Genomic DNA, 19,724 nt, shown 5'->3' on the forward strand with positions numbered 1-19,724 from the left:
CCTGGATCAGCGGGTGACGAGGACGTCGACGACCGCGGTGGTGCCCTCGGCCACGGCCTTGAGGGCGCGCTCCAGCGCGGGGGCGAGCGCGTCCCGGGTGTCGACGGTCTCGGTGTGCATGTCGAACGGCTCGGCGAAGGAGGCCAGCCTGGGCAGCCGGTGCAGATCGGTGCCGAGCCACTCCCCCGTCTCGGCCGCCGCGCCCTCGGGGTAGAAGCGCCGGTGGTTGAGGTTCATGGACTTGTAGACGCGGTTGTTGAACACCACGATCAGCAGCGGGAGTTCGTACGCCTTCGACGCGTCGTACGAGGGGATGACCGGGTTGTACGTGAAGGCGCCGTCGCCGATCGTGAGCACCACCGGGCGTTGTTTCGCGGCGAGTTTGACGCCGAGCGCGACCGCGATGCCCTGGCCCAGGCCGCCCTGCACGTAGAAGTACGAGTCGGGGTCGGCGGTCTGGACGTGCCGCTTGACGACGCGGCTGTGGGTGATCGTCTCGTCGACGACGATGCCGTCCTTGCCGTCGAGGAGCTTGCGCAGGGTGGCCGCGACGAGCACCGGGTCGATGCCCTCGGCCTCCTCCGCCTTTGCCTCGGCGGCGGCGATGGCCGACAACTCCCCGGCGTGCCGCGCCTCTTGGGCCGTACGACGAGAGGCCACGACGACCTCGTCGAGGTCCTTCGCCCGCTTCGTCAGCTGACGCAGGGTGTTGGCGACGTTCCCTTCCAAGTACCGGTCGGCGAACAGCACTTGGTAGACCACATGCGGACGTTGGGGCACTTCATCGATGACGACGACCTTCGCCTTGGACGGGCGGCGCGACGGCGGGTAGAAGGGCGCGCGGCAGTTGACCAGGAGGATCAGGTCCGCCTCGTCGATCCACGGGCCGATGTCGCTGCCCGCGTGCAGCGGATGCGTGCGCGGGAAGTTGCCGCACACCGCGGAGTCGGGCTCGACGACCGGGATGTTCCAGGCCTCGGCGAAGGCGACCAGGGCCTCGAAGCCGCCCGCCTCGCGGCCCGCCGTCTCCGTGACGATCACGGGGTTGGCGGCCTCGCGGATCATCTGGGCGACGGGGTCGACCTCTTCGGGCGAGCTGTGCGTGGAGCCGGGCGCCACGATCGGCTTGGCCTCGCGGCCGTCCCACTCCTCCAGCAGGATCTCCAGCGGGATGTTCAGGTACGCCGGTCCGGCCGGCGCCCGCCAGGACAACTCGGCGGCGCGGGTGACCATCGTCGGCAGCGTGTGCACGCTGGCGGCCTCGTTGGACCACTTGGTGAAGGGCTGCGCGATCTGGTGCGGCCCGCCCACGACCGACAGGTTGCGGTACCACTGTCCGCCCGGGTCGTGCCCGGGGGCGTCGCCGTACGTGGTGGACTCGGACGAGGAGACCACCATGGGGACGCCGGCGAGGAGCGCGCCGTGCACCGCCATGGAGCCCTGGAGCAGGCCGGGGGCGGCGTGCAGGAGGACCCCCTGGGGGCGGCGCTTGATCAGGCCGTAGCCGGTGGCCATGCCGACCGCGACGGTCTCGTGGGTGAGGTCCAGGTACTCGGGGCAGGGCAGCCCGTCCCGGTGGCGCCGGGCGAGGGACTCCCACACGGGGGCCCACTCGGAGCCCGACGAGCAGAAGATGTAGTCGGCGCCGACGGCGTTGAAGGCGGTTACGAGAGCGTCGCCGCCGTCGGCGCCTGGGGTGTTGCGGGTGTCGGTCATCTCTCGTGCTTCCTCAGCCCTCGATCGGCCAGTTCAGGACCTCGGAGATGCCGCGGCCCATGATCCATTCAAGCTCCTCGGGCGTGAAGTCCCAGTGCTTGGTGAACTGCTCGATCGTGTCGGTGTAGGTGATGCCGTGGCCGAGCAGACGGGTGATGTCGGTGCCGTAGAAGCAGCGCTGCGGGCCCATCTTGTCGACCATCTCGCGCACGTACTTCTGGATGTTGTTGTTCGGGAAGGGCTGCGTGGAGTAGCCCGGCAGCGCCGACACCTTCACGTAGATGTTCGGGTGGACGTGCAGGTCGGCGGTCTCCTGGACCCAGTAGCCGATCGCGTCGTCGACGCAGCGGGCCATGATGCCCATGTGGTCGATGATGATCTTCAGCTCGGGGTGCTTGGCGGCGATCTCGCCGAGCTCGCGCTTCCAGATCGGGGCGTGGACCATCGTCGGGATGCGGAGCTCCTCGGCGATCGGCCAGTACCAGTCGTTGGTGCCGTCGATCATCCAGTTGCGGTCCTGCGGCCGGTGGAAGGTCAGGCGCGTGCCCTTCACATGGGGGTTTTCGGCGAAGTCCTTCAGCATCGCCTTGCCCTCCTCGGGCTTGTTCTGCGGGATGCGGGCCATGATGCCGAAGCGGTCGGGGTGCGCCTCGCACGCCTCCAGGGCGTAGTCGATGCGGTCGCCCTCCCAGGACGGCGGCAGGATCAGCGCGCGGTTGACGCCGGCCTCGTCCATCAGCTCCAGGGCCTCCTCGTACGAGAAGGGGTCCTCGCGGTGTCCGTTGAGGCGGATGCGCTCCCGCGCGCCGGGGACCCAGGGGCGGTCCGGGGTCTCTTCCTTCCAGATGTGGATCTGGGTGTCGACGACGAACATGTTGTTCAACTCTTTCCGTAGAGCGGCGTGGTGGGGTGATGCGGAAGGAACGCTAGGCGGGTGGTGAGCGCTTGCGGAGCCCCCTGGTGTGCAACCAGAAAGTGCGTCGTACGCAGGGAACTCTCAGATTGCGGACCGGTTCTTGAACATGGCTTGGACGAGGTGTTCGGCGATGGCCATGGAGGCCGTCGCAGCCGGCGAGGGGGCGTTGCGCACGGCGGTGATCCGGCCGACCTGGTGGATGCGGAAGTCGTCCACGAGGGTGCCGTCCCGGTCCAGCGCCTGGGCGCGCAGGCCCGCTCCGCCGCGTACCACGTCGGCGGCCGAGACCCCGGGGACGTACAGCTTGGCGTCCTTCATGAAGGCCGCCGTTGAGAAGGAGCCGCGGTACTCCTTGATTCCGGTACGCCAGTGCTGGGCCGCCATCTTCCAGGCGCCGGGGTAGGCGGCGAGGCCCAGGAGATGCGCCGGGGAGATCCGGGTCCTGGTGTAGCCCTCCCTCGCGAGGGCCAGGACCGCGTTGGGGCCGACCTCCACGGTGCCGTCGACGCGCGGGGTGAAGTGCACGCCGAGGAACGGGTAGCGCGGGTCCGGCACCGGGTACAGCAGGCCCCGTACCAGGTGGGTCTTCTCCGGCTTGAGGAGCATGTACTCGCCCCGGAAGGGGACGATCTTCGGCTCCTGCTTGTCCTGTGCGAGCTTCGCGACCAGGTCCGACTGGAGGCCCGCGCACAGGATCAGCCGGTCGACCGTGACACGCTCCTGCCCCGAGGCCACCTCGACGCCGCCGGGCACGGTGGTGATGCCGGTGACCGGGAAGCCGAGTCGCACCTCGCCGCCGGAGTCGACGACGTCCTTCGCGAAGGCGCGGGCGATCGCCGGGTAGTCGGTGATCGCGGTGCGCGGGGAGTGCAGGGCGGCGACACCGCCGGCGTGCGGTTCGAGCTCCCGGATCTCCTCCCTGGAGATCTTCCTCAGGTCGGGCACGTGGTTGTTCCTCGCCCGCTCGTAGAGGTCGTTCATCCGGCCGAGCTCGTCCTCGCGCACGGCCACTACGAGCTTGCCGATCTCCCGGTACGGCAGTTCGCGCTCCTGGCAGTACTCGCGCAGCAGGGCGACGCCCCGGACCGTGAGGTCGGCCTTCAGGCTGCCGGGCTTGTAGTAGATGCCCGCGTGTACGACGCCCGAGTTGTGGCCGGTCTGGTGGAGGGAGACCTCCTGCTCCTTCTCCAGGACCACGACCCGGGTGCCGGGGCGGCTCAGCGCGATCTCGCGGGCCGTGGCCAGGCCCACGATGCCGGCGCCGACGATGCCGATGGTCTCGTCAGCCACGCACGGCCTCCCCGAGGTTGATGGCGACGGTCTTGACGCGGGTGGAGAACTTCAGGACTTCCTCGCCCTGCTCCTTGTAGCCCGTACCGGAGTCGCGGAAGCCGCCGAAGGGCAGGTGGACGTCCCAGCCGGGGGTGGTCGTGTTGACCGCGATCTGGCCGCACTCGGCCTCGTCGGCGAAGCGGTACGCGCTCGCCAGGTCGCGGGTGAACACGGCGGCGGCAAGACCGAAGTCCGAGTCGTTGACCGCCTCCACGGCGGACGCGAAGTCCTCGACGGCGAGGAGGGCGACGACCGGCCCGAAGACCTCCTCGCGCCAGATCGCCGTCTCGGGCGTGACATCGGCGAGGACGGTGGGCCGGACGTAGCAGCCGTGCGCCCGCTCGCCCTCGGTGTCCGCCGAGCCGCCGGTGAGGACGGTGGCGCCCTGCTCGACGGCCCTGTTCAGGTCGGCGAGGACGGAGTCGCGCTGCTTGGGGCTGGACAGCGGGCACAGCGTGGTCGCCGGGTCGCTGCCCGGGCCGATCCTGAGCGCCTCGACCTCGGTGACCAGGAGCCGGGTGAACTCCTCGTACACCGGCCGTTCGACGATGACCCGGCTGGTGGCGGTGCAGCGCTGGCCGGCCTGGCCGAAGGAGGCGGCGACGACGGCCTTGGCGGCGGTCGGCAGGTCGGCGTCGCGCAGCACGACGGAGGCGTTCTTGCCGCCGAGCTCGCCCTGGAAGCGGACGTTGCGGTCGGCGAGGCGGCGGCGGATGCGGTTGCCGACGGCGTTGGAGCCGGTGAAGGTGATGCCGACGATCCGCGGGTCGTCGAGGAGTGCCTCCTCGATCTCGGCGGTACGGCCGGTGACGACGTTGAGGACCCCGGCGGGCAGCCCCGCGTCGTGCAGGGCGCGCGCGAAGTGCAGGCCCGACAACGGTGTCTCGGTGGCCGGCTTGAACACGGCCGCGTTGCCGACGGCGAGCAGCGGGGCCAGCTTGCGGGCGGGGGTGATCAGCGGGTCGTTCCAAGGGCTGATCACCAGGATCACGCCGATCGGCTCGCGCTGGGTGTGCGTACGATGGTTGGGGCGTACGTCGTGCAGGAGCGTGCCGTAGCCCTGGCGGGCCAGGCCGGCGTAGTACTCCAGGAAGTCGGCCGCCTTGAGCGTCTCGCCGGTCGCCTCGGCCAGGGTCTTGCCGTTCTCCGCGGTGACGTCGGCGGCGATCTCCTCGACCCGCTCCCGGATCAGCCGGGCCGCCTCGGTGAAGACGCGGGCCCGCTCGAAGGGGCTGGTGCGCTTCCAGACGGCGAAGCCCCGCTCGGCGTGGTCGTAGGCGCGGGTGACGTCCTTGGCGGCGAGGGCGGGGACACGGGCGATCGGGGTGCGGACGTCGGCGGGGTTCTGGACGCCGATCCACTCGCCGGTCGCGACCCACTCGCCGCCGGAGAGGGTTTCGAGGGTACGCATGGAGATCACTTCCTTGGTCGTCCGCGCGGCGCGGATCGTGCGGGCCCTGCGACAACACACCATGTCGGGGCGGTGGCACCAGGCCCGTGGGGGCAGGCATTGCTTGCGCCGTGCGCGGGTGGGCGGGCGCATGATCCGTGCTGGAATCGGCGGACCCGAGATCACGAGGAGGAGACCGATGGCCTACACCGTCATCGCCCGCTACCACTGCGACCCCGCCGACGAGGCCACGGTGCGCGCCGCGCTGCTGAAGGTGCGCGAGCACACGCGTGCGGAGCCGGCGAACCTGGCCTACGAGGTGCACGCGGAGGTGGGCGAGAGGGGCAGCTTCGCGCTGTACGAGCAGTACGCCGACCAGAACGGTTTCGAGGCGCACAAGGCGGCCGATCACTTCAGGGAGCTGATCGTGGAGACCGTGTGGCCGTTGCTCACCGGTCGCTCCGTGACCTTCGCCGAGTCCCTCTGAGACAAGAAGGGGCCGGGGAGTCCCGGCCCCTGAACGTCAGAACTCGTTGCCCCAGACGTAGCGGGCGATCGTCTCGATCAGCACCAGCTTCCTGCGCTGGTCCTCCGCCGAGAGCAGGGGCCGGGACGCCACGTCCGCGAAGCCCCTCGACGGGGATACGGCCCCGTCCTCCAGGTCCTTGAACTCGCCGACCGCGTCGATGCGTTGCATCACCGCGTCGATGTCCTCCAGCTCCGGCGCGGTCGCGTCGACCACGCCCAAGCAGAAGTCGCGGTCCTCCGGCAACGCCTTGACCAGGGCCAGTTCGGCCGGGGTGCCCTGGTCGAAGGGGAGGACCCAGCGATCGGCCGGGATTCCGGCGTAGAGCTGCTCGACGCGGGCCGGGTCGAGGTCGGCGGGGGCCCTCCACCCCGGAGACACCGCGATCCGTACACCCTCGGGACGTTCGTCCAGGCGCACCGCCAGAGCGTCGACGGCCAACGCGTCCTCGAAGGACAGGGCGCCCGTGGCGCCGTCCAGCAGCAGCGGGTTGTTGAGCTGGATCAGGCGTACGCCCTTGGAGACCAGCAGCTCGATCTCGGCCTGGATGATCTCGGCCAGGGCCTCGCCCAGCTCGCGGGCGGAGGACGGGCCGAGGCCCTCCTGGTAGGTGGTCGCCGCCAGGTACGCCGGGGAGGGCAGCGAGGCCTTCGGGGCGATCAGGGTCAGTTCGGCGAGACGCGCCGCCCAGTCCGCGAGCAGCGGGCCGTTGGCCTTGGGAAGGGACTCGGCGACCCACCGGGTGAGCCCGTCCGCGTCCGTCCCGTCCGTACGACGGAACCCTGACACTCCGTCAAGAACCGCGCTGCGGAAGTCCTCCCGGGGGAAGTCGCCGTCCGTGACGACCGTCGAGCGCAGCCTGCGCTGGTAGGCGACCACGTCCTGGACGGCCTGGTCCACGCCCACGGTCGCGAGGTCGTTCGGGCGGACCAGGCTTCCGTGGTGGTCGATGCGGTAGTTGAAGGTGTCCGCCATGGCTCAGGCGTCCTTTCCTGAAGGCTTGCCGGAAACGCCCCAGGCGGCGAACTCCAGTTCGTAGCCGAGCGACTGGAGGACCTCCTCGGCGATCTGCTGGTCCTCGTCCGCGGTGCCGCCGGCGATGCCGAGGCCGCCGATGATCTCGCCGTCCTTCTTGATGGTGACGCTGCCCTCGGTGGCCATGATCGGCAGGGCGGCGCCGGGGAGCTGGGAGAGCTGGGAGAAGAAGACGGGCTGGCTCTCCTGCCACTTCTTCAGCATCTTGCCGGGGCGCTGCATGATGGCCGCGGTGTAGGCCTTGGCGCGGGCGATGTCGGGGGTGAGCGGGCGGGCGCCGTCGGGGCGGCGGATGGCGATCGGGAAGCCGCCGGCGTCCACGACCGCGACGCTCACCGCCTTGCCGATGGCCTGGGCGCGCTTGTGGGCGGCGTCGATGATCTCCTCGGCGGCGTCCAGGGTGAGGCTGGTCATGCGGCTTCCTTCGGTGCGGTGAGGGTGCGGCGCAGACGGGCGATCGCCGCGTTGTACTTGTCGGGCGTCTCCCAGTACATGGAGTGCGGGGCGCCCTCGACGATCTCCAGGTGCGAGCCGGGCAGGAGTTCGTGGGCGCGGGTCACGGTCTTCACGCTGAGCACCGCGTCCTTCTCGCCGGCGAGGAAGGCGACCTTGACGCCGGAGGCCTGGATGTCCTCCAGGGAGGGGCCGTTGGTGTCGAGGTTGCGCAGGTCCTGCATCTTGGCGACGTTGAAGGTGCCCATCTGCTGGAACAGGAAGGTGAGATCGGCGCGGCCGGTCTGGAACTCCTTGGTCAGCAGTCGGTCGATGACGGGCAGTTTGACGGCCTCGGCGCGGTCCGCGGCGGCCAGTTCCCTGAGCTCGGGGTGGCTGATGCCGCCGAGGGAGTGGCCGAGGACGACGGAGGAGACGCGCTCGGGCCGGAGCAGGCCGGCGCGCAGGGCGGCGACGGAGCCGATGGACTGGCCCACCAGCATCGCGTCGGTGATGTCCTCCTGGTCGAGGACGGCGACGACGTCACCGGGGAAGTCCTGGCCGTCGAACTCGTCCATGGACGAGTCGGACTTGCCGAAGCCGCGCAGGTCCACGGTGACGACCGTGAACTCCTCGCGCAGTGCGGCCACTTGCTGCCACCAGGCCGCGTGATGGCCACCGCTGCCGTGCACGAACAGGATCGCCGGACCGCTGCCGTGGCGCTCGTAGTAGATGGAGGTGCCGTCGGAGTCGGCAATGGGCATGAGGGTGAACTCCCGTACGTGCAGGCTTAGTTGGGACGGCGACCGTGGTAGACCAGCTCGATCATGGTGTGGTCGGGGTCGTGGATGTAGCAGAACTTCGACTGGTTCTCGGGGCGTTCGATCGGCCGGGTGTGCCGGATGCCCAGCTCGGTGAGGTGGGCGAGGAACTCGTCCCAGTCGTCGACCTCGACGGCGAAGTGATAGGGCGCCATGCGCTCCATCTCCTCGACCGGGGTGAAGTGCAGGTCGAAGTTGCCCCGGGTCATCAGCACCACACGGGTGTTGGACTTGGGCTGGATGCGCTTCATCCCGAAGACCTTGGTGTACCACTCGGCGGTGCGGTCGGGGTCGGTGGTGGGGAAGTTGACGTGGTGGATGTAGCGGGGTTCCTTGCTCATGGCTGATTCCCTTCGAGTTGTACGGGGTTGGACAGCACGCCGATGCCGCTGATCTCGACGTCCACGGTGTCGCCCGGCTCGATCCGGCAGACGGACTCGGCGCCCATCCACAGCACGTCGCCGGGGTGCACGGTGAGGTGTCTGGTCATCTCGACGAGGTAGTCGAAGGGGTCGAACACCATGTCGCCGGTGGGGAATTCGGACCGGACCTCGCCGTTGACGCGGAGTGTGGTGGTCTGTGCGAGGGCGTCGACGTCGGTCTCGATCCAGGGCCCCATCGGCTTGAACGTGTCGCTGTTCTTGCTGCGCCAGAAGGTGCGGTCCTGGTGCTGCCAGGCGCGGGCGCTGACGTCGTTGCCGATGGTCCAGCCGAAGACGGCCTTGCGCGCCTCCTCGTGGGTGGCGTGCCGCAGCGTACGGCCGATGACGGCGACGAGTTCGGGCTCGGCCTCGAAGCGGCCCTCGACCTCGGCGGGCTTGACGATCGGCGAACCGTGCCCGGTGAGCGCGTTGTTGGCGCGGTAGCCGATCTCGGGGCGGGCCGGGGTCTCGACGCCGGCGTGGGCGATGTGCCGCGGGTAGTTCATGCCGACCGCGTAGAACACGGGCGGCACGACCGGCGGCAGCCATACGGCAGTCGAGCGGGCGACCGCGCCGAGGACCTCCGGTTCGCCCTCGATCGGGGACCCGGACAGCAGCTCGATCTCCTCCTCCCCCACCCGGCCCCACACCGGCCGGCCGTCGACGAGGATGCGGGCGTACCTCATGGCGCCAGCAGGTGGGAGACGCGCTTGGTGATCAGGTAGGCGTCGAGGGCCTCGGGCCCGCCCTCACGGCCGTAACCGCTCTCCTTCACACCGCCCGAGGGCGCCTCGTGGACGGAGCCGCCGCAGTGGTTGAGGGAGAGGATCCCGGCCTCCAGCTCGTCCGAGAGGCGCTCGGCGGTGGCGGCGGACCGGGTGAAGCCGTAGGCGGCCAGGCCGTACGGCAGTTCGTTCGCGGTCCTCAGGGCCTCGTCGAGGTCGGTGAAGGGGACGATGGGGGCGAGCGGTCCGAAGGGCTCCTCGTGCAGGAGATCGGCGTTCGCCGGTACGTCCGTCAGGACGGTCGGCGCGAAGAAGTAGCCGGGGCGGTCCGGGCGTTCGCCGCCGGTGAGCACCTTGGCGCCCTTGGCGACGGCGTCCCCGGTCAGGCGGATCATGGCGTCGAGGCGGCGCTCGTTGGCCAGCGGGCCCATCTTCGTGCCCTCGGCCAGTCCGTCGCCGACGACCACGGCCTCGGCGGCCTTGACGAACTCGGCGGTGAACTCCTCGACCAGGCTCTCGTGGACCAGGAAGCGGCTGGGCGAGGTGCACACCTGCCCGGCGTTCACGAACTTCGCCTGCGCGGCGCGGCGGGCCGCGATGGCGGGGTCGGCGTCCTCGCACACGATCACCGGGGCGTGACCGCCCAGCTCCATCAGCGTCGGCTTCATGACCTTGCCCGCCTCGGCGGCCAGCAGTTTGCCGACGGGCACCGAACCGGTGAAGGCGATCAGGCGCGTGATGGGAGAGGCGATGAGGTGGGCGGAGACCTCGGCGGGTTCGCCGAAGACGAGGTTGAGGACACCGGCCGGCAGCCCCGCGTCGGCGAAGCAGGCGACCAGCGCTGCGGCCGTCGCCGGGGTCTCCTCGGAGGCCTTGATGACGATCGAGCAGCCCGCGGTCAGCGCGGAGGAGATCTTCCGCATGGGGCCGCCGGCCGGGAAGTTCCACGGCACGAACGCGGCGACGGGGCCCACCGGTTCACGGCGCACGGTCAGTACGGTGCCGGGGGCCGAGGGGATGATACGGCCGTACGCGCGGCGGGCGTCCTCGATGTGCCAGCGCAGGGTGTCGGCGACCCGGCGGGCCTCGCCGGTGGACTCGGCGAGGGGCTTGCCCTGCTCCAGGGTCATGATCCGGCCCACCTCGGCGGCGCGCTCGGTGAGCAGGTCGGCGGCGGCGTGCAGGATCTGGGTCCGCTTGGCGACGGAGGTGTTCCGCCAGGTGCGGAAGCCCTTCTCGGCGGCTTCGAGGGCGCGGTCGAGGTCGGCGGTGGTGGCGAGCGGGACCTGTCCGATCACCTCCTCGGTCGCGGGGTTCACGATGGGGGCGGTGCGTCCGGTGCCGCCCTGGCACCACTCGCCCGCGATGTACATGCGGACGGCGGGGTAGCCGTGGTCGGTGGTCATGGGTGGGTGCCCTCTCAAGAGGCTTCGTTGTCGCGGTTGGTGCGCAGGGCCCAGATGTGGTGCGGCGGGGTCGTCTCGTGGACGCGGGTCTCGTAGCTGTCGTCGACCCGGTCCATGTCGGCGGCGTACTCGACGCGGCCGCCGCACGGGGCGTGCAGGAAGCGGAAGACGTTGGAGCCGATGGTGTGGCGGCCCAGCCGGCGGGCCTCCCGCCAGCCGTGCTCGATCATGTGGTTGCCGCCCTCGATCACGTCGTCGAAGCCCGGCACCTCGTACGCGATGTGGTTGATCCCGGCCTTGTCGGGCCGGTGGCAGAGCAGCATGGTGTGCTGGTCCTGGTCACCCGGGGCCTGCATGAACACGCCCATCGGCTCGACGACGTCGGTGGGGCGGAAGCCGAGGAGGTCGGTGTAGAAGGCGACTGCCTCGTCCTTGCCCGGCTTGGGGATGTTCAGTGCCACGTGGCACATCCGCAGCGGCCGGACCCGCTCGATGGCGTCCAGGGCGGTGTTCCAGCGGTTGACGTTGCCGAGCGCGTTGGCGGGACGCGGCGTGACCGGGGCCGGCTTGGGGCGGGCCAGGGTCAGGCCGACGCCGAAGCCGGTGTCGTCGACGGTGTGGTGGACGCCGTCGGCGCTCTCGCGGACCTCGCGGTCCTTGGCGACGGCGGTCACCAGCCGCTCCAGCTCCTGAGGGGTGTCGACACCCCACACGACCTCGCGCAGGGTGGGCCCGGACTCCACCGGGGGCGGCAGCAGCGGGCCGGGGAGGGTGTCCAGGTGGAGGGTCTGCCCGGTGAGCGTCTCGAACACGGCGTGCTCGTCGGTCCGCTCCACCGGGAACAGCCCGAAGTCGTCGAAGAAACGGACGCATTCGTCGAGGTCGTCGATACCGTAGGTGACCGATTCGATCCTCTGGATTCCCATGGATTCCTCTTTTCGCGGGTCGCCTGTGAGCGTAGATTTCCGCAGGCCGCGGGCTCAATGGATGGGGGCCCGCGGGATGCGCAATCGTTTCTTGCGCCTACTGGTCGATCGCGGGGATGGGGTTGCGCGAGAACCAGTCGGTGAGGAAGTCCAGGAACACGCTGATCTTGCGCGGGGTGCCCTGCCCGGGGCCGTAGATCGCGTACAGCGGGCGGTCGGGCACCGCCAGCTCCGGCAGCAGGACCCGCAGCGCTCCGGAGACGAGGTCGTCGTACGCCGGACGCTGCGGCAGCAGCGCGATGCCCCGCCCGTGGACGGCCGCCTTCTGCAGCGCGAGGTACGAGTTCGACGAGAAGGCGATGTTGCGGATCTTGTGCAGGGTGGACGCGTGGCCGTGGCCCAGGCGCCAGACCGGGTCGTTCACATGGACCAGGCAGTCGTGGTTCGCGAGGGCGTTGGGCTCGTCCAGCGGGCCCTCGCGGTCCAGGTACGCCTCCGACGCGCACAGCACGAACGGCAGCGAGGCGATCTTCTTGAGCCGGACGCTCGAGTCCCTGAGGTCCCGGGTGTGGAAGGCGACGTCGAAACCGCCGTCCAGGAAGTCGTAGGTGCGGTCGGACATTCCGCCGAGTTCGAATCTCACCTGGATTTTCGGGTGGGCCGCGGAAAAGGCGGCGATGGCGTCCCCGAGATCGAGGCTGCCTATCCATTTCGGGCAGATGATGCTGAGGGTGCCTTCCGGCCGGTCGTGCAGCTGGGCTATACCGGCGTCCTCGGCCTCGATCTCGTTCAGAATGCGTTCGGCGAATTCCGCGTAGCGCCGGCCCGGTTCGGTGAGGCTCACCGAGCGGGCCGTGCGGTTGACCAGCCGCACGCCGACCTGCCGCTCCAGCTCCGCCACGTGCCGTGACACCAGCGAGCCCGACGAGCCCAGCTTCTTGGCGGCTCCACTGAAGCTGCCGACCTGTGCGACGGTGACGAAGCTGTGCATCAGGAGCAAGCGATCCATTTGTCTTTTCCTCCGGCCCTCCCGCTCACGTCCTTGTGAGGGGGGTGTCCTACTTGGGGCAGTACTGGGGCGCGTCGCCCAGGTTGTCCTTGGTCACCAAGACAAGGGGAATGTTGGCAATCTTGTCAACCTTCTTGTTGTCCAGTAGACCGACGGCGTTCGTGACCGCGGTGTCGCCGATCGTCTTCGCCGAATTCGCCACGGTGGCGGAGAAGTCACCGCTCTTCACGGCCGCGAGACCCTCGTCGGTGCCGTTCGCGGTGACGATCTTGACGTTCTTCTTGCCGGCCGCGTCGAAGGCCTTGCGGACGGCGAAGGCCATGTCCTCGTTGGCGACGAAGGCGTAATCCAGGTCCGGGTGGGCCTCGATCATGTTCTCGGCGACGTCCTGCGCCTTGGCCGGGTTGAACATGCCGGGCTGGTTCGCGACCACCTTGGCGTTGGCCGGCAGGGCGCCCTTGAAGCCGCCCACCATGAGGTCGGAGGCGGCCCCCGGGGCGCCGGCCACGATGCCGACCTTGACGTCCTTGCCGCCGGCGTCCTTCGCGATCCAGCCGGCGTCCAGGCTGCCGAGCTTCTTCAGGTCGACGACGGCCGCGCCGAGGATGTCATCGACGTCGCTGGTGGCGACGGACGTCAGGTAGATCGGGATGCCCGAGGCCTTCGCCTTGGCTATGTCGCCCTTGAGCGAGTCGACGTTGACCGTCTGCACGATCAGCGCGCTCACGTTGCGGGAGATCATGTCCTCGATGTTGGACAGCTCGGTGCCCGCGTTCTGGTGCGAGTTGGCCGTGTAGACCTTGGCGCCCTCGGTCTTGGCGGTCTCCTCGACGGCCTTCTGCAGACAGGTGTGGAAGCTGGTGTCGCCGCCGTTGACGAATCCGAGGGTGAGGTCGCCGGAGCTGCTGCTGCTTCCGTTGTCGTCACCGCATCCGCTCAGCACGAGCGTGGAGGTGACGGCGGTGGCGAACAGCGCGCTGCGGGAACGGGCGGAGAATCTCATGAGGTGCCGCCTTTCAAAGGAGAAGCAGGTCAAGTAGCAAGGGAATTACGGGAATTCAGTGCCGGGAGGCGGAGCGCGCCTTGTGCATCTCGTTGGCGATCGCCGCGACGAGCAGCACCGCGCCGACCGAGACCGGCTGGTAATTGCTGGAGAAATCCAGGAGGTTGAGCGCGTTGGCGACCACGCCGAGGAGCACCAGGCCCAGGGCGGTGCCGATCACGGTGCCGTAGCCGCCCGCGAGGGAGGTGCCGCCGATGACGACCGCGGCGACTACGGCGAGCTGGAGCGAGAGCCCCGCGGTGCCGCCGGGGCTGGAGGAGCCCAGCCGGGAGAGCAGCATCAGGCCGGCGAGGCCGGAGAGGGTGCCGGTCAGGCCGTAGAGGGTCAGCTTCCGTGCGGTGACGTTGATGCCGCTGAGGCGGGCGACGTGCTCGTTGCCGCCGATCGCGAAGGCGTCGCGGCCGAACACGGTGAACCGCATGACCAGCGCCGTCGCGACGAGCACCAGGACCGCCACGACCAGCAGGTACGGCACGCCGAGGACCTTGTCGTTGCCGAGGGCGAACATGCGGGTCCCGATGGAGATGGTGTTGCCGTCGTGCACGAGGAGCGCGACGCCGTCGAGGAGGGTGGCCGAGGCCAGGGTCACGACGAACGGCGCCACGTTGGTGAAGGTCACCACCAGTCCGTTGACCAGCCCGATCGCGGTGCCGAGCAACAGCGCGACGACCACCGCGTAGGCCGTGGCGTGTCCGCCGGCAAGGAGTTTCGCGGCGACAGCGGCGGTCACGGCGACGTTGGAGCCCATGGAGAAGTCCATGCCGCCCGCGGTCATCAGCAGGGTGAGCCCGGCGGCGAGCACCGCGTTGACGCTGATCTGGCCGAGCACGTTGATGATGTTGCGGTCGGTGGCGAAGGTGTCGCTCTGGACGGCGGTGAAGACCACGACCAGGGCGAGGACCACGATGAGCCCGGCGTGCGGGATGTCCCGCAACCGCCCTATGGAGACACGGGACTTGGACGGGCCGGAGACGCCGGGGGCATCGGGAAGTGTCTTGACGCTCACTGCGGTTCGCCTCCGAGGGCCGTGGCGACGAGTTCGTCGCGGGTGATGGCGGTGATGTCGTGCTCGGCGACCGTGCGGCCGGCGCTCACGACGACGACCCGGTCGGCCAGGCGCATGACCTCCTCGGCGGAGGAGGAGGCGAGCAGTACGGCCACGCCCCGGGAGGCGAGGTCGTCGACGAGGGTGTGGATGTCGGCCATGGCGGCGATGTCCACACCGTTGGTGGGGTCCTCCAGGAAGCAGGCGGCGGGCGAGGTCTCCAGCCACTTGCCGAGCAGCACCTTCTGCTGGTTGCCGCCGGACAGCGCGCTCACCGGCGGGTTGCCGGCCAGCGCCTTGACTCCGTAGCTGCGCCTCAACGGGGCGGCGCGGCGGGCGAGTTCGGTACGGCGGTGCAGACGCCGGCGGGCGAACCGGTCGTCGGCGAGCATCAGGTTCTCGTCCAGGGAGAGCTCCGGGACGAGGCCGAGGGCGCGGCGGTCGCCGGTGACGCAGCGCAGGCCGCTGCCGAGGGAGGCGGGGACGCGCCCGAAGGGCACCGGCCGTCCCTCGACGTGGAGTTCGCCGGTGTCGGGGCGCCGGCGGCCGGAGAGCAGGTCGAACAGGCGGGACTGGGCGTCCCCGGCCGGCCCCAGGACGGCGACGATCTCGCCCTTGCGTACCTCGACGGTGAAGTCCCGGATCGCCCGGCCGTGGGTCAACCCCCTGATGGACAGGCCGACTTCGTCCTTCGGGGCGGGGCGCTCGGGCCGGGTGGAGACGACGTCCCGGCCCACCATGGCCCGTACCAGCTCCGCGTGATCCATCTCCGTGGCGGGCGCCGTGCGCACCACTGCCCCGTCCCGCAGGACGGTGAGGCGGTCGGCGACGGCCATGACCTCGTCGATGTAGTGCGAGATGTAGACGACGGCGACGCCCTCGTCCCGCAACTTCCGCACCAGGGCCCGAATTTGGTTGGCCGCTTCGGCGCTCAGGCAGGCGGTGGGCTCGTCGAGGATCAGGATGCGGCCGCCGCGGCGGACCTCGCGGGCCACCTCGACCATGGTCTGCTCGGCGACGCTGAGCGAACCGGCGGTGCGCTCGACGTCGATGTCGATGCCGAGGCCGTGCAGGGCCTCGCGGGCCGCGTCCCGGACCGCCTTCCAGTGGACGGTGCCGGCGCGGGTGGGCAGGTCGCCGAGGAGGACGTTCTCGGCGACGGTCAGGCCCATCGCGAGTTCGCGGCGCTGCGGGACCGAGGCGACGCCGAGGCGGCGGGCCCGGCGCACGGTGAGTCCGTGCTGCGCGTGCCCGTCGACCTCGATCGTGCCGCCGTCGGCCTGGTGGACCCCGGAGAGGATCTGCACCAGGGTCGACTTGCCCGCGCCGTTCATGCCCATCAGGGCGTGGATCTCGCCCGGGTACAGGTCGAGGTCGACGCCTTTGAGGGCGGCGGCTCCGCCGAAGCTCTTGGTGACGCCCCGGACGCGGAGCACGGCCGCGGGCTGCGCGTCGCTCGTCGGTGTCACGGCGGTGCCTCCCTGCGTGCCCGGGTCGGTGAGAGGGGTCATGGCTGCGGACGGTCGTCGCCGTCCGGGGTCACGCGTCCGTAGCCGCGGATGTCGGGGAAGGGGGGCTCCTTGTCGGCCTGCAGGTCCACCTGGAAGGTGTTCAGGCACATGCCGAGCATGGTGAAGTTGCCGAGCGCGCCGATGGTGTCGACCAGCCCCTTGGGGCCGAAGTGCGCAAGGGCCCGGGCGAAGGTCTCGTCGGTGACGAAGTGCTCGTCGAGGATCTCCCGGCAGAACTGGTAGAAGGCCTGGTCGGCCTCGTTGTCGAAGACCGCCTCGCGCTTCTCGGCGATGGCCTTGACGGCGGCCTCCGGGATGCCGGCCTCGATCGCCTGGTGCACATGGGCGTTCCAGGAGTACTGGGCGTCCCAGTTCCGGGCGGCCATCAGCAGCGACAGTTCGCGCAGGTGCTTGGGGAGGCTGCAGTCGAAGCGGGCGAAGGCGCCCAGCGACTCGGCGCGCTCGCACATCTCGGGGCTGTGCAGCCACACCCGGAACGGGCCGCGCACGGCTCCGCGCCGGCCGGCGATGCGGGCGGCCAGCTCCTGCTGCCGCGCATCCATTTCCTCTTCGCTGAGAACGGGGAGCCTCATCTGGCCGATACCTGCCTTTTCTTTCCGGCGCGTTACTGGCACGGAAACGGGAAGCCGTGCGACGCCAGCCGACCGTACAGCCGGGTTCCGGCAGCTCAGCCCCCCTCGGACTGCAACGTAAAGCTGCACGCTGGAGGGCACCCAATAAGAGGGACGCCGCCTAACGTCGGTCGACGCAACATCCCGAAATGGAGAGGAACTCCGGATGACCACGATCATCAAGGTCGCGTCCGTCCCGCCGCTGGCCCGAGGGGGCGCCGTCGTCTCGACGCCGCTGATCACCACGCCGTCCGCGAACGGCGAGAACAAGATCACCAGCGGGATGAGCGTCTACCCGGTCGGCTCCGGAGCGCCGCTGCACTCGCACAACTGCGACGAGCACGTGACCATCCTGGAAGGCCAGGCGGAGGTGGTGGTCGACGGCGAGGTGACGAAGCTGGAGCAGTACGACACCACCTATGTCCCGTCACCGATCCCCCACCTGTTCCGCAACGTCGGCGACGTCCCGCTGCGCATCCTGTGGGTGTACTCGTCGGGTCATGTGACGCGTACCTTCACCGAGACCGGGAAGACGGTGGAGCACCTGTCCGCGGAGGACCAGATGGGCCAGGACTGATCGCGATGGAGAACCTGCCCGAGGTGGTGTCGCGCGAGGAGTGGCTCGCCGCCCGCAAGGAGCTGCTGGCCGAGGAGAAGGAGCTCACCCGGCTGCGGGACCGGGTCAACGCCGACCGGCGGCGACTGCCGATGGTCCGCGTCGACAAGCCCTACACCTTCGAGGGCCCGGACGGCCCGGCGAGCCTGCTCGACCTGTTCGAGGGGCGGCCGCAGCTCGTCGTGCACCACTTCATGTGGATGTACGACATCGATGCCGACGGTGTCGAGCACCCCCGTCGGTCGGGCTGCTCCAGCTGCTCCTCCGCGGCCGACCAGATCGGCAGGCTGCGGCAGTTGCACGTCCGCAACACCTCGCTGGCCGCGGTGAGCCGGGCGCCGTATCCGCTGCTGGCGGCGTTCCGCGAGCGGATGGGGTGGACGTTCCCCTGGTACTCCTCGGCCGGCGGCGACTTCAACTACGACTTCCACGCGACCGTGGACGAGCGGGTCGCGCCGGTGCAGATCTTCCATCGGTCGGCGGCGGAGCTGGCCGAGGCCGGGACGCCGTGGACGCCGGACATGCGCGGCGACTGGCCGGGCATCAGCGCGTTCCTGCGCGTCGGGGACGAGGTGTTCCACACCTACTCCACCTTCGGCCGGGGCATCGAGGAGTTCCACAACGGCTACCCGTGGCTCGACCTCACCGCCCTCGGCCGCCAGGAGGAGTGGGAGGAGCCGAAGGGCCGTGCGCGCCCGCTGGGCCTGCAGGTCGGGGGCCCCGCGATGCGACTGCCCGACGAGTACGACGTCTGAGCTCCGCGAAGGCCCGTGCCCGACCCGACCGCTGAGGGCTCAGAGCGCGGCGGCCGCCTCCGCGATCACCTCGGCGACGCGGGCGGGCTGCTCCACGAGGAGCATGTGGCCGGCGTCGGGAACCGTGACCAGCCGGATCTGCGGGCAGTCCTCCAGGCCTCGCCGCTCGTCGTCCGTCAGGCCGATCTCGTCGTGGTCGCCGCGGACGACCCAGGCGGGGACGGCGGCGCCGCACAGCCGTGGGACCAGTGAGGGATACCGGTCCAGGTACTCGTAGTAGCTCCGGACGATCCGCCGGCAGACCGCGGGATCGTTGCCCGCCATGTCGGCCGACAGGGTCTGTGCCCGGTCGGCCGGCATCTCGCGTCTCATGACCTTGGGCAGCAGCCACAGCATGCCGGCCCAGACCGCGCCGCCCAGGCCCGGGACCTTCCCCACCGTGTTCATCACCGCGAGGAACTTCGCCTCGTCCCCGCGCGAGAAGGTGGGCGACAGCAGTACCAGCGGGCCCTTGAAGAGGCCGGCCGCGGCCATCTCTATCGCCACGTTCGCCCCGAGGCTGTGGCCGACCAGCACATCGCAGCCGGTGTCGGCCGCGAAGCGTGCGAGCAGCTCCGCGTAGTGCTCCATGCTCACGTCCGCGGGCGCGGCGGTCCCGGCGAACCCCGGCTGCGTCACCGCGACGGTACTCAGCCCCGCGAGAACCGGCTCGGCCATCACATCGGCGTAGAACTCGGTCGAGCACATCCCGCCAGGGATCATCAGCACCCGGTGCGTGGCCTCAGCGGGCCCCGCGCGCCGAACGTCCCAGCGCTCGTTCATACCTAGAGCGTGACTCCACGACCGCCAACCCGCATCCGCACCGACCGCCCACGCCACTCCAGGCCGGGTACGGGTACGGGCACGGTCCTCCGCCCCACACCCGTGCCGGGGGCATCGAACATCCCCACCGCCCCAGGCAGGGCCGCGCACACCCTGCCGCCCCTCGGGCGCCGGATACCGGCCCCGCATCTCCTACGCGCATCCCGCCGCCCCCGGATCACCCACGGCCCGCCTCCCCGCCGGACCGCATCTCCTACGATCACCCCGCCGTTCCTCCTCCCCGCCAGCCCCGGCTCACCCCCGACCCACCGGACGCCAGGCCCCCTCCTGCCGGCACCCGGCCGCCCCTCCACTCAGACGGCCAGGAACACCCACGGCCCTCCCACCCACCAGCCCCGGATCACCCCGACACCGGACCGCCAGACCCCACCCCCTGCGGACACCCCGCCGCCCCTCCACTCCGGCAGCCCGGAACACCCACAGCCCTCCCACCACCGGCCCCGGATCACCCCGACACCGGACGCCACACCCCACCTCCCGCGGACATCCCGCCCCCCCCCCCCCCCCCCCCCCCCCCCCCCCCCCCCCCCCCGCCCCCCCGCCCCCCCCCCCCCCCCCCGCCCC

Annotated in this window: 20 protein-coding genes; 3 read left to right on the top strand and 17 right to left on the bottom strand. The window is 70.4% G+C overall.

The window, feature by feature from the left end; translation table 11 throughout:
• Nucleotides 1-6 precede the first annotated feature (6 nt).
• The 4 genes from MQP27_RS44405 to MQP27_RS44420 form a co-directional block, all read right to left on the bottom strand.
• Nucleotides 7-1,716 carry a thiamine pyrophosphate-dependent enzyme gene (locus MQP27_RS44405; protein ID WP_242776450.1) on the bottom strand — a complete coding sequence of 570 codons (1,710 nt, stop codon included), beginning with the start codon at nt 1,714-1,716 and terminating at the stop codon, nt 7-9.
• A gap of 13 nt (nt 1,717-1,729) precedes the next feature.
• Nucleotides 1,730-2,590 (bottom strand): amidohydrolase family protein, encoded by an 861-nt coding sequence (locus MQP27_RS44410; protein WP_242776452.1) that lies wholly within the window; start codon nt 2,588-2,590, stop codon nt 1,730-1,732.
• A gap of 123 nt (nt 2,591-2,713) precedes the next feature.
• Nucleotides 2,714-3,922, bottom strand: coding sequence for an L-2-hydroxyglutarate dehydrogenase (gene lhgD / locus MQP27_RS44415; protein WP_242776454.1), 1,209 nt, complete (start codon nt 3,920-3,922; stop codon nt 2,714-2,716).
• Nucleotides 3,915-5,375, bottom strand: coding sequence for an aldehyde dehydrogenase family protein (locus tag MQP27_RS44420; protein ID WP_242776456.1), 1,461 nt, complete (start codon nt 5,373-5,375; stop codon nt 3,915-3,917). Before MQP27_RS44420 ends, lhgD begins: the two co-directional genes overlap by 8 nt.
• Before the next feature lie 178 nt (nt 5,376-5,553).
• Here MQP27_RS44420 and MQP27_RS44425 point away from each other — a divergent pair, with 178 nt between their 5' ends.
• Entirely contained in the window at nt 5,554-5,841 is a 288-nt protein-coding gene (locus MQP27_RS44425; RefSeq protein ID WP_242776458.1) for a putative quinol monooxygenase, read from the top strand.
• Nucleotides 5,842-5,877: 36 nt separating this feature from the next.
• On the opposite strand, the gene MQP27_RS44430 is transcribed toward MQP27_RS44425, so the two are convergent.
• The 12 genes from MQP27_RS44430 to MQP27_RS44485 form a co-directional block, all read right to left on the bottom strand.
• Nucleotides 5,878-6,855 (bottom strand): uroporphyrinogen decarboxylase/cobalamine-independent methonine synthase family protein, encoded by a 978-nt coding sequence (locus MQP27_RS44430; RefSeq protein WP_242776460.1) that lies wholly within the window; start codon nt 6,853-6,855, stop codon nt 5,878-5,880.
• Between the two features lie 3 nt (nt 6,856-6,858).
• A complete protein-coding gene (locus tag MQP27_RS44435) occupies nt 6,859-7,329 on the bottom strand; it encodes a GlcG/HbpS family heme-binding protein (RefSeq protein ID WP_242776462.1) in 471 nt (156 codons plus the stop codon).
• Nucleotides 7,326-8,111: an alpha/beta fold hydrolase gene (locus MQP27_RS44440; RefSeq protein WP_242776464.1), complete on the bottom strand. Its 786-nt coding sequence runs from the start codon at nt 8,109-8,111 to the stop codon at nt 7,326-7,328. The genes MQP27_RS44435 and MQP27_RS44440 overlap by 4 nt, the downstream gene beginning before the upstream one ends.
• 26 nt (nt 8,112-8,137) lie before the next feature.
• On the bottom strand, nt 8,138-8,509 hold the full coding sequence (locus MQP27_RS44445; RefSeq protein WP_242776466.1) for a VOC family protein: 372 nt from the start codon (nt 8,507-8,509) through the stop codon (nt 8,138-8,140).
• Complete coding sequence (locus MQP27_RS44450; RefSeq protein ID WP_242776468.1) at nt 8,506-9,276, bottom strand: fumarylacetoacetate hydrolase family protein; 771 nt, start codon at nt 9,274-9,276, stop codon at nt 8,506-8,508. Before MQP27_RS44450 ends, MQP27_RS44445 begins: the two co-directional genes overlap by 4 nt.
• Nucleotides 9,273-10,721 carry an NAD-dependent succinate-semialdehyde dehydrogenase gene (locus tag MQP27_RS44455; RefSeq protein ID WP_242776470.1) on the bottom strand — a complete coding sequence of 483 codons (1,449 nt, stop codon included), beginning with the start codon at nt 10,719-10,721 and terminating at the stop codon, nt 9,273-9,275. The genes MQP27_RS44450 and MQP27_RS44455 overlap by 4 nt, the downstream gene beginning before the upstream one ends.
• A gap of 14 nt (nt 10,722-10,735) precedes the next feature.
• Nucleotides 10,736-11,647, bottom strand: a complete 912-nt coding sequence (locus tag MQP27_RS44460) for a VOC family protein (RefSeq protein WP_242776472.1) — start codon at nt 11,645-11,647, stop codon at nt 10,736-10,738.
• A gap of 97 nt (nt 11,648-11,744) precedes the next feature.
• A complete protein-coding gene (locus MQP27_RS44465) occupies nt 11,745-12,656 on the bottom strand; it encodes a LysR family transcriptional regulator (protein WP_242776474.1) in 912 nt (303 codons plus the stop codon).
• 49 nt (nt 12,657-12,705) lie between these two features.
• Nucleotides 12,706-13,659 carry a sugar ABC transporter substrate-binding protein gene (locus MQP27_RS44470; RefSeq protein WP_242776476.1) on the bottom strand — a complete coding sequence of 318 codons (954 nt, stop codon included), beginning with the start codon at nt 13,657-13,659 and terminating at the stop codon, nt 12,706-12,708.
• Nucleotides 13,660-13,714: 55 nt separating this feature from the next.
• Complete coding sequence (locus tag MQP27_RS44475) at nt 13,715-14,725, bottom strand: ABC transporter permease (protein ID WP_242776478.1); 1,011 nt, start codon at nt 14,723-14,725, stop codon at nt 13,715-13,717.
• Entirely contained in the window at nt 14,722-16,275 is a 1,554-nt protein-coding gene (locus MQP27_RS44480) for a sugar ABC transporter ATP-binding protein (protein ID WP_242776480.1), read from the bottom strand. The genes MQP27_RS44475 and MQP27_RS44480 overlap by 4 nt, the downstream gene beginning before the upstream one ends.
• A complete protein-coding gene (locus tag MQP27_RS44485) occupies nt 16,272-16,838 on the bottom strand; it encodes a carboxymuconolactone decarboxylase family protein (RefSeq protein WP_242776482.1) in 567 nt (188 codons plus the stop codon). Before MQP27_RS44485 ends, MQP27_RS44480 begins: the two co-directional genes overlap by 4 nt.
• A gap of 235 nt (nt 16,839-17,073) precedes the next feature.
• Here MQP27_RS44485 and MQP27_RS44490 point away from each other — a divergent pair, with 235 nt between their 5' ends.
• Nucleotides 17,074-17,484: a cupin domain-containing protein gene (locus MQP27_RS44490; RefSeq protein ID WP_242776484.1), complete on the top strand. Its 411-nt coding sequence runs from the start codon at nt 17,074-17,076 to the stop codon at nt 17,482-17,484.
• A 5-nt stretch (nt 17,485-17,489) separates the two neighbouring features.
• Nucleotides 17,490-18,278: a DUF899 domain-containing protein gene (locus MQP27_RS44495; RefSeq protein WP_242776486.1), complete on the top strand. Its 789-nt coding sequence runs from the start codon at nt 17,490-17,492 to the stop codon at nt 18,276-18,278.
• A gap of 39 nt (nt 18,279-18,317) precedes the next feature.
• Here MQP27_RS44495 and MQP27_RS44500 read toward each other — a convergent pair whose 3' ends face one another.
• Nucleotides 18,318-19,100, bottom strand: a complete 783-nt coding sequence (locus tag MQP27_RS44500; RefSeq protein ID WP_242776487.1) for an alpha/beta fold hydrolase — start codon at nt 19,098-19,100, stop codon at nt 18,318-18,320.
• Nucleotides 19,101-19,724 lie beyond the last annotated feature (624 nt).

Origin of the sequence: Streptomyces cylindrosporus (assembly GCF_022698165.1) — a bacterium.
In the GTDB taxonomy this organism is placed as follows: domain Bacteria; phylum Actinomycetota; class Actinomycetes; order Streptomycetales; family Streptomycetaceae; genus Streptomyces; species Streptomyces cylindrosporus.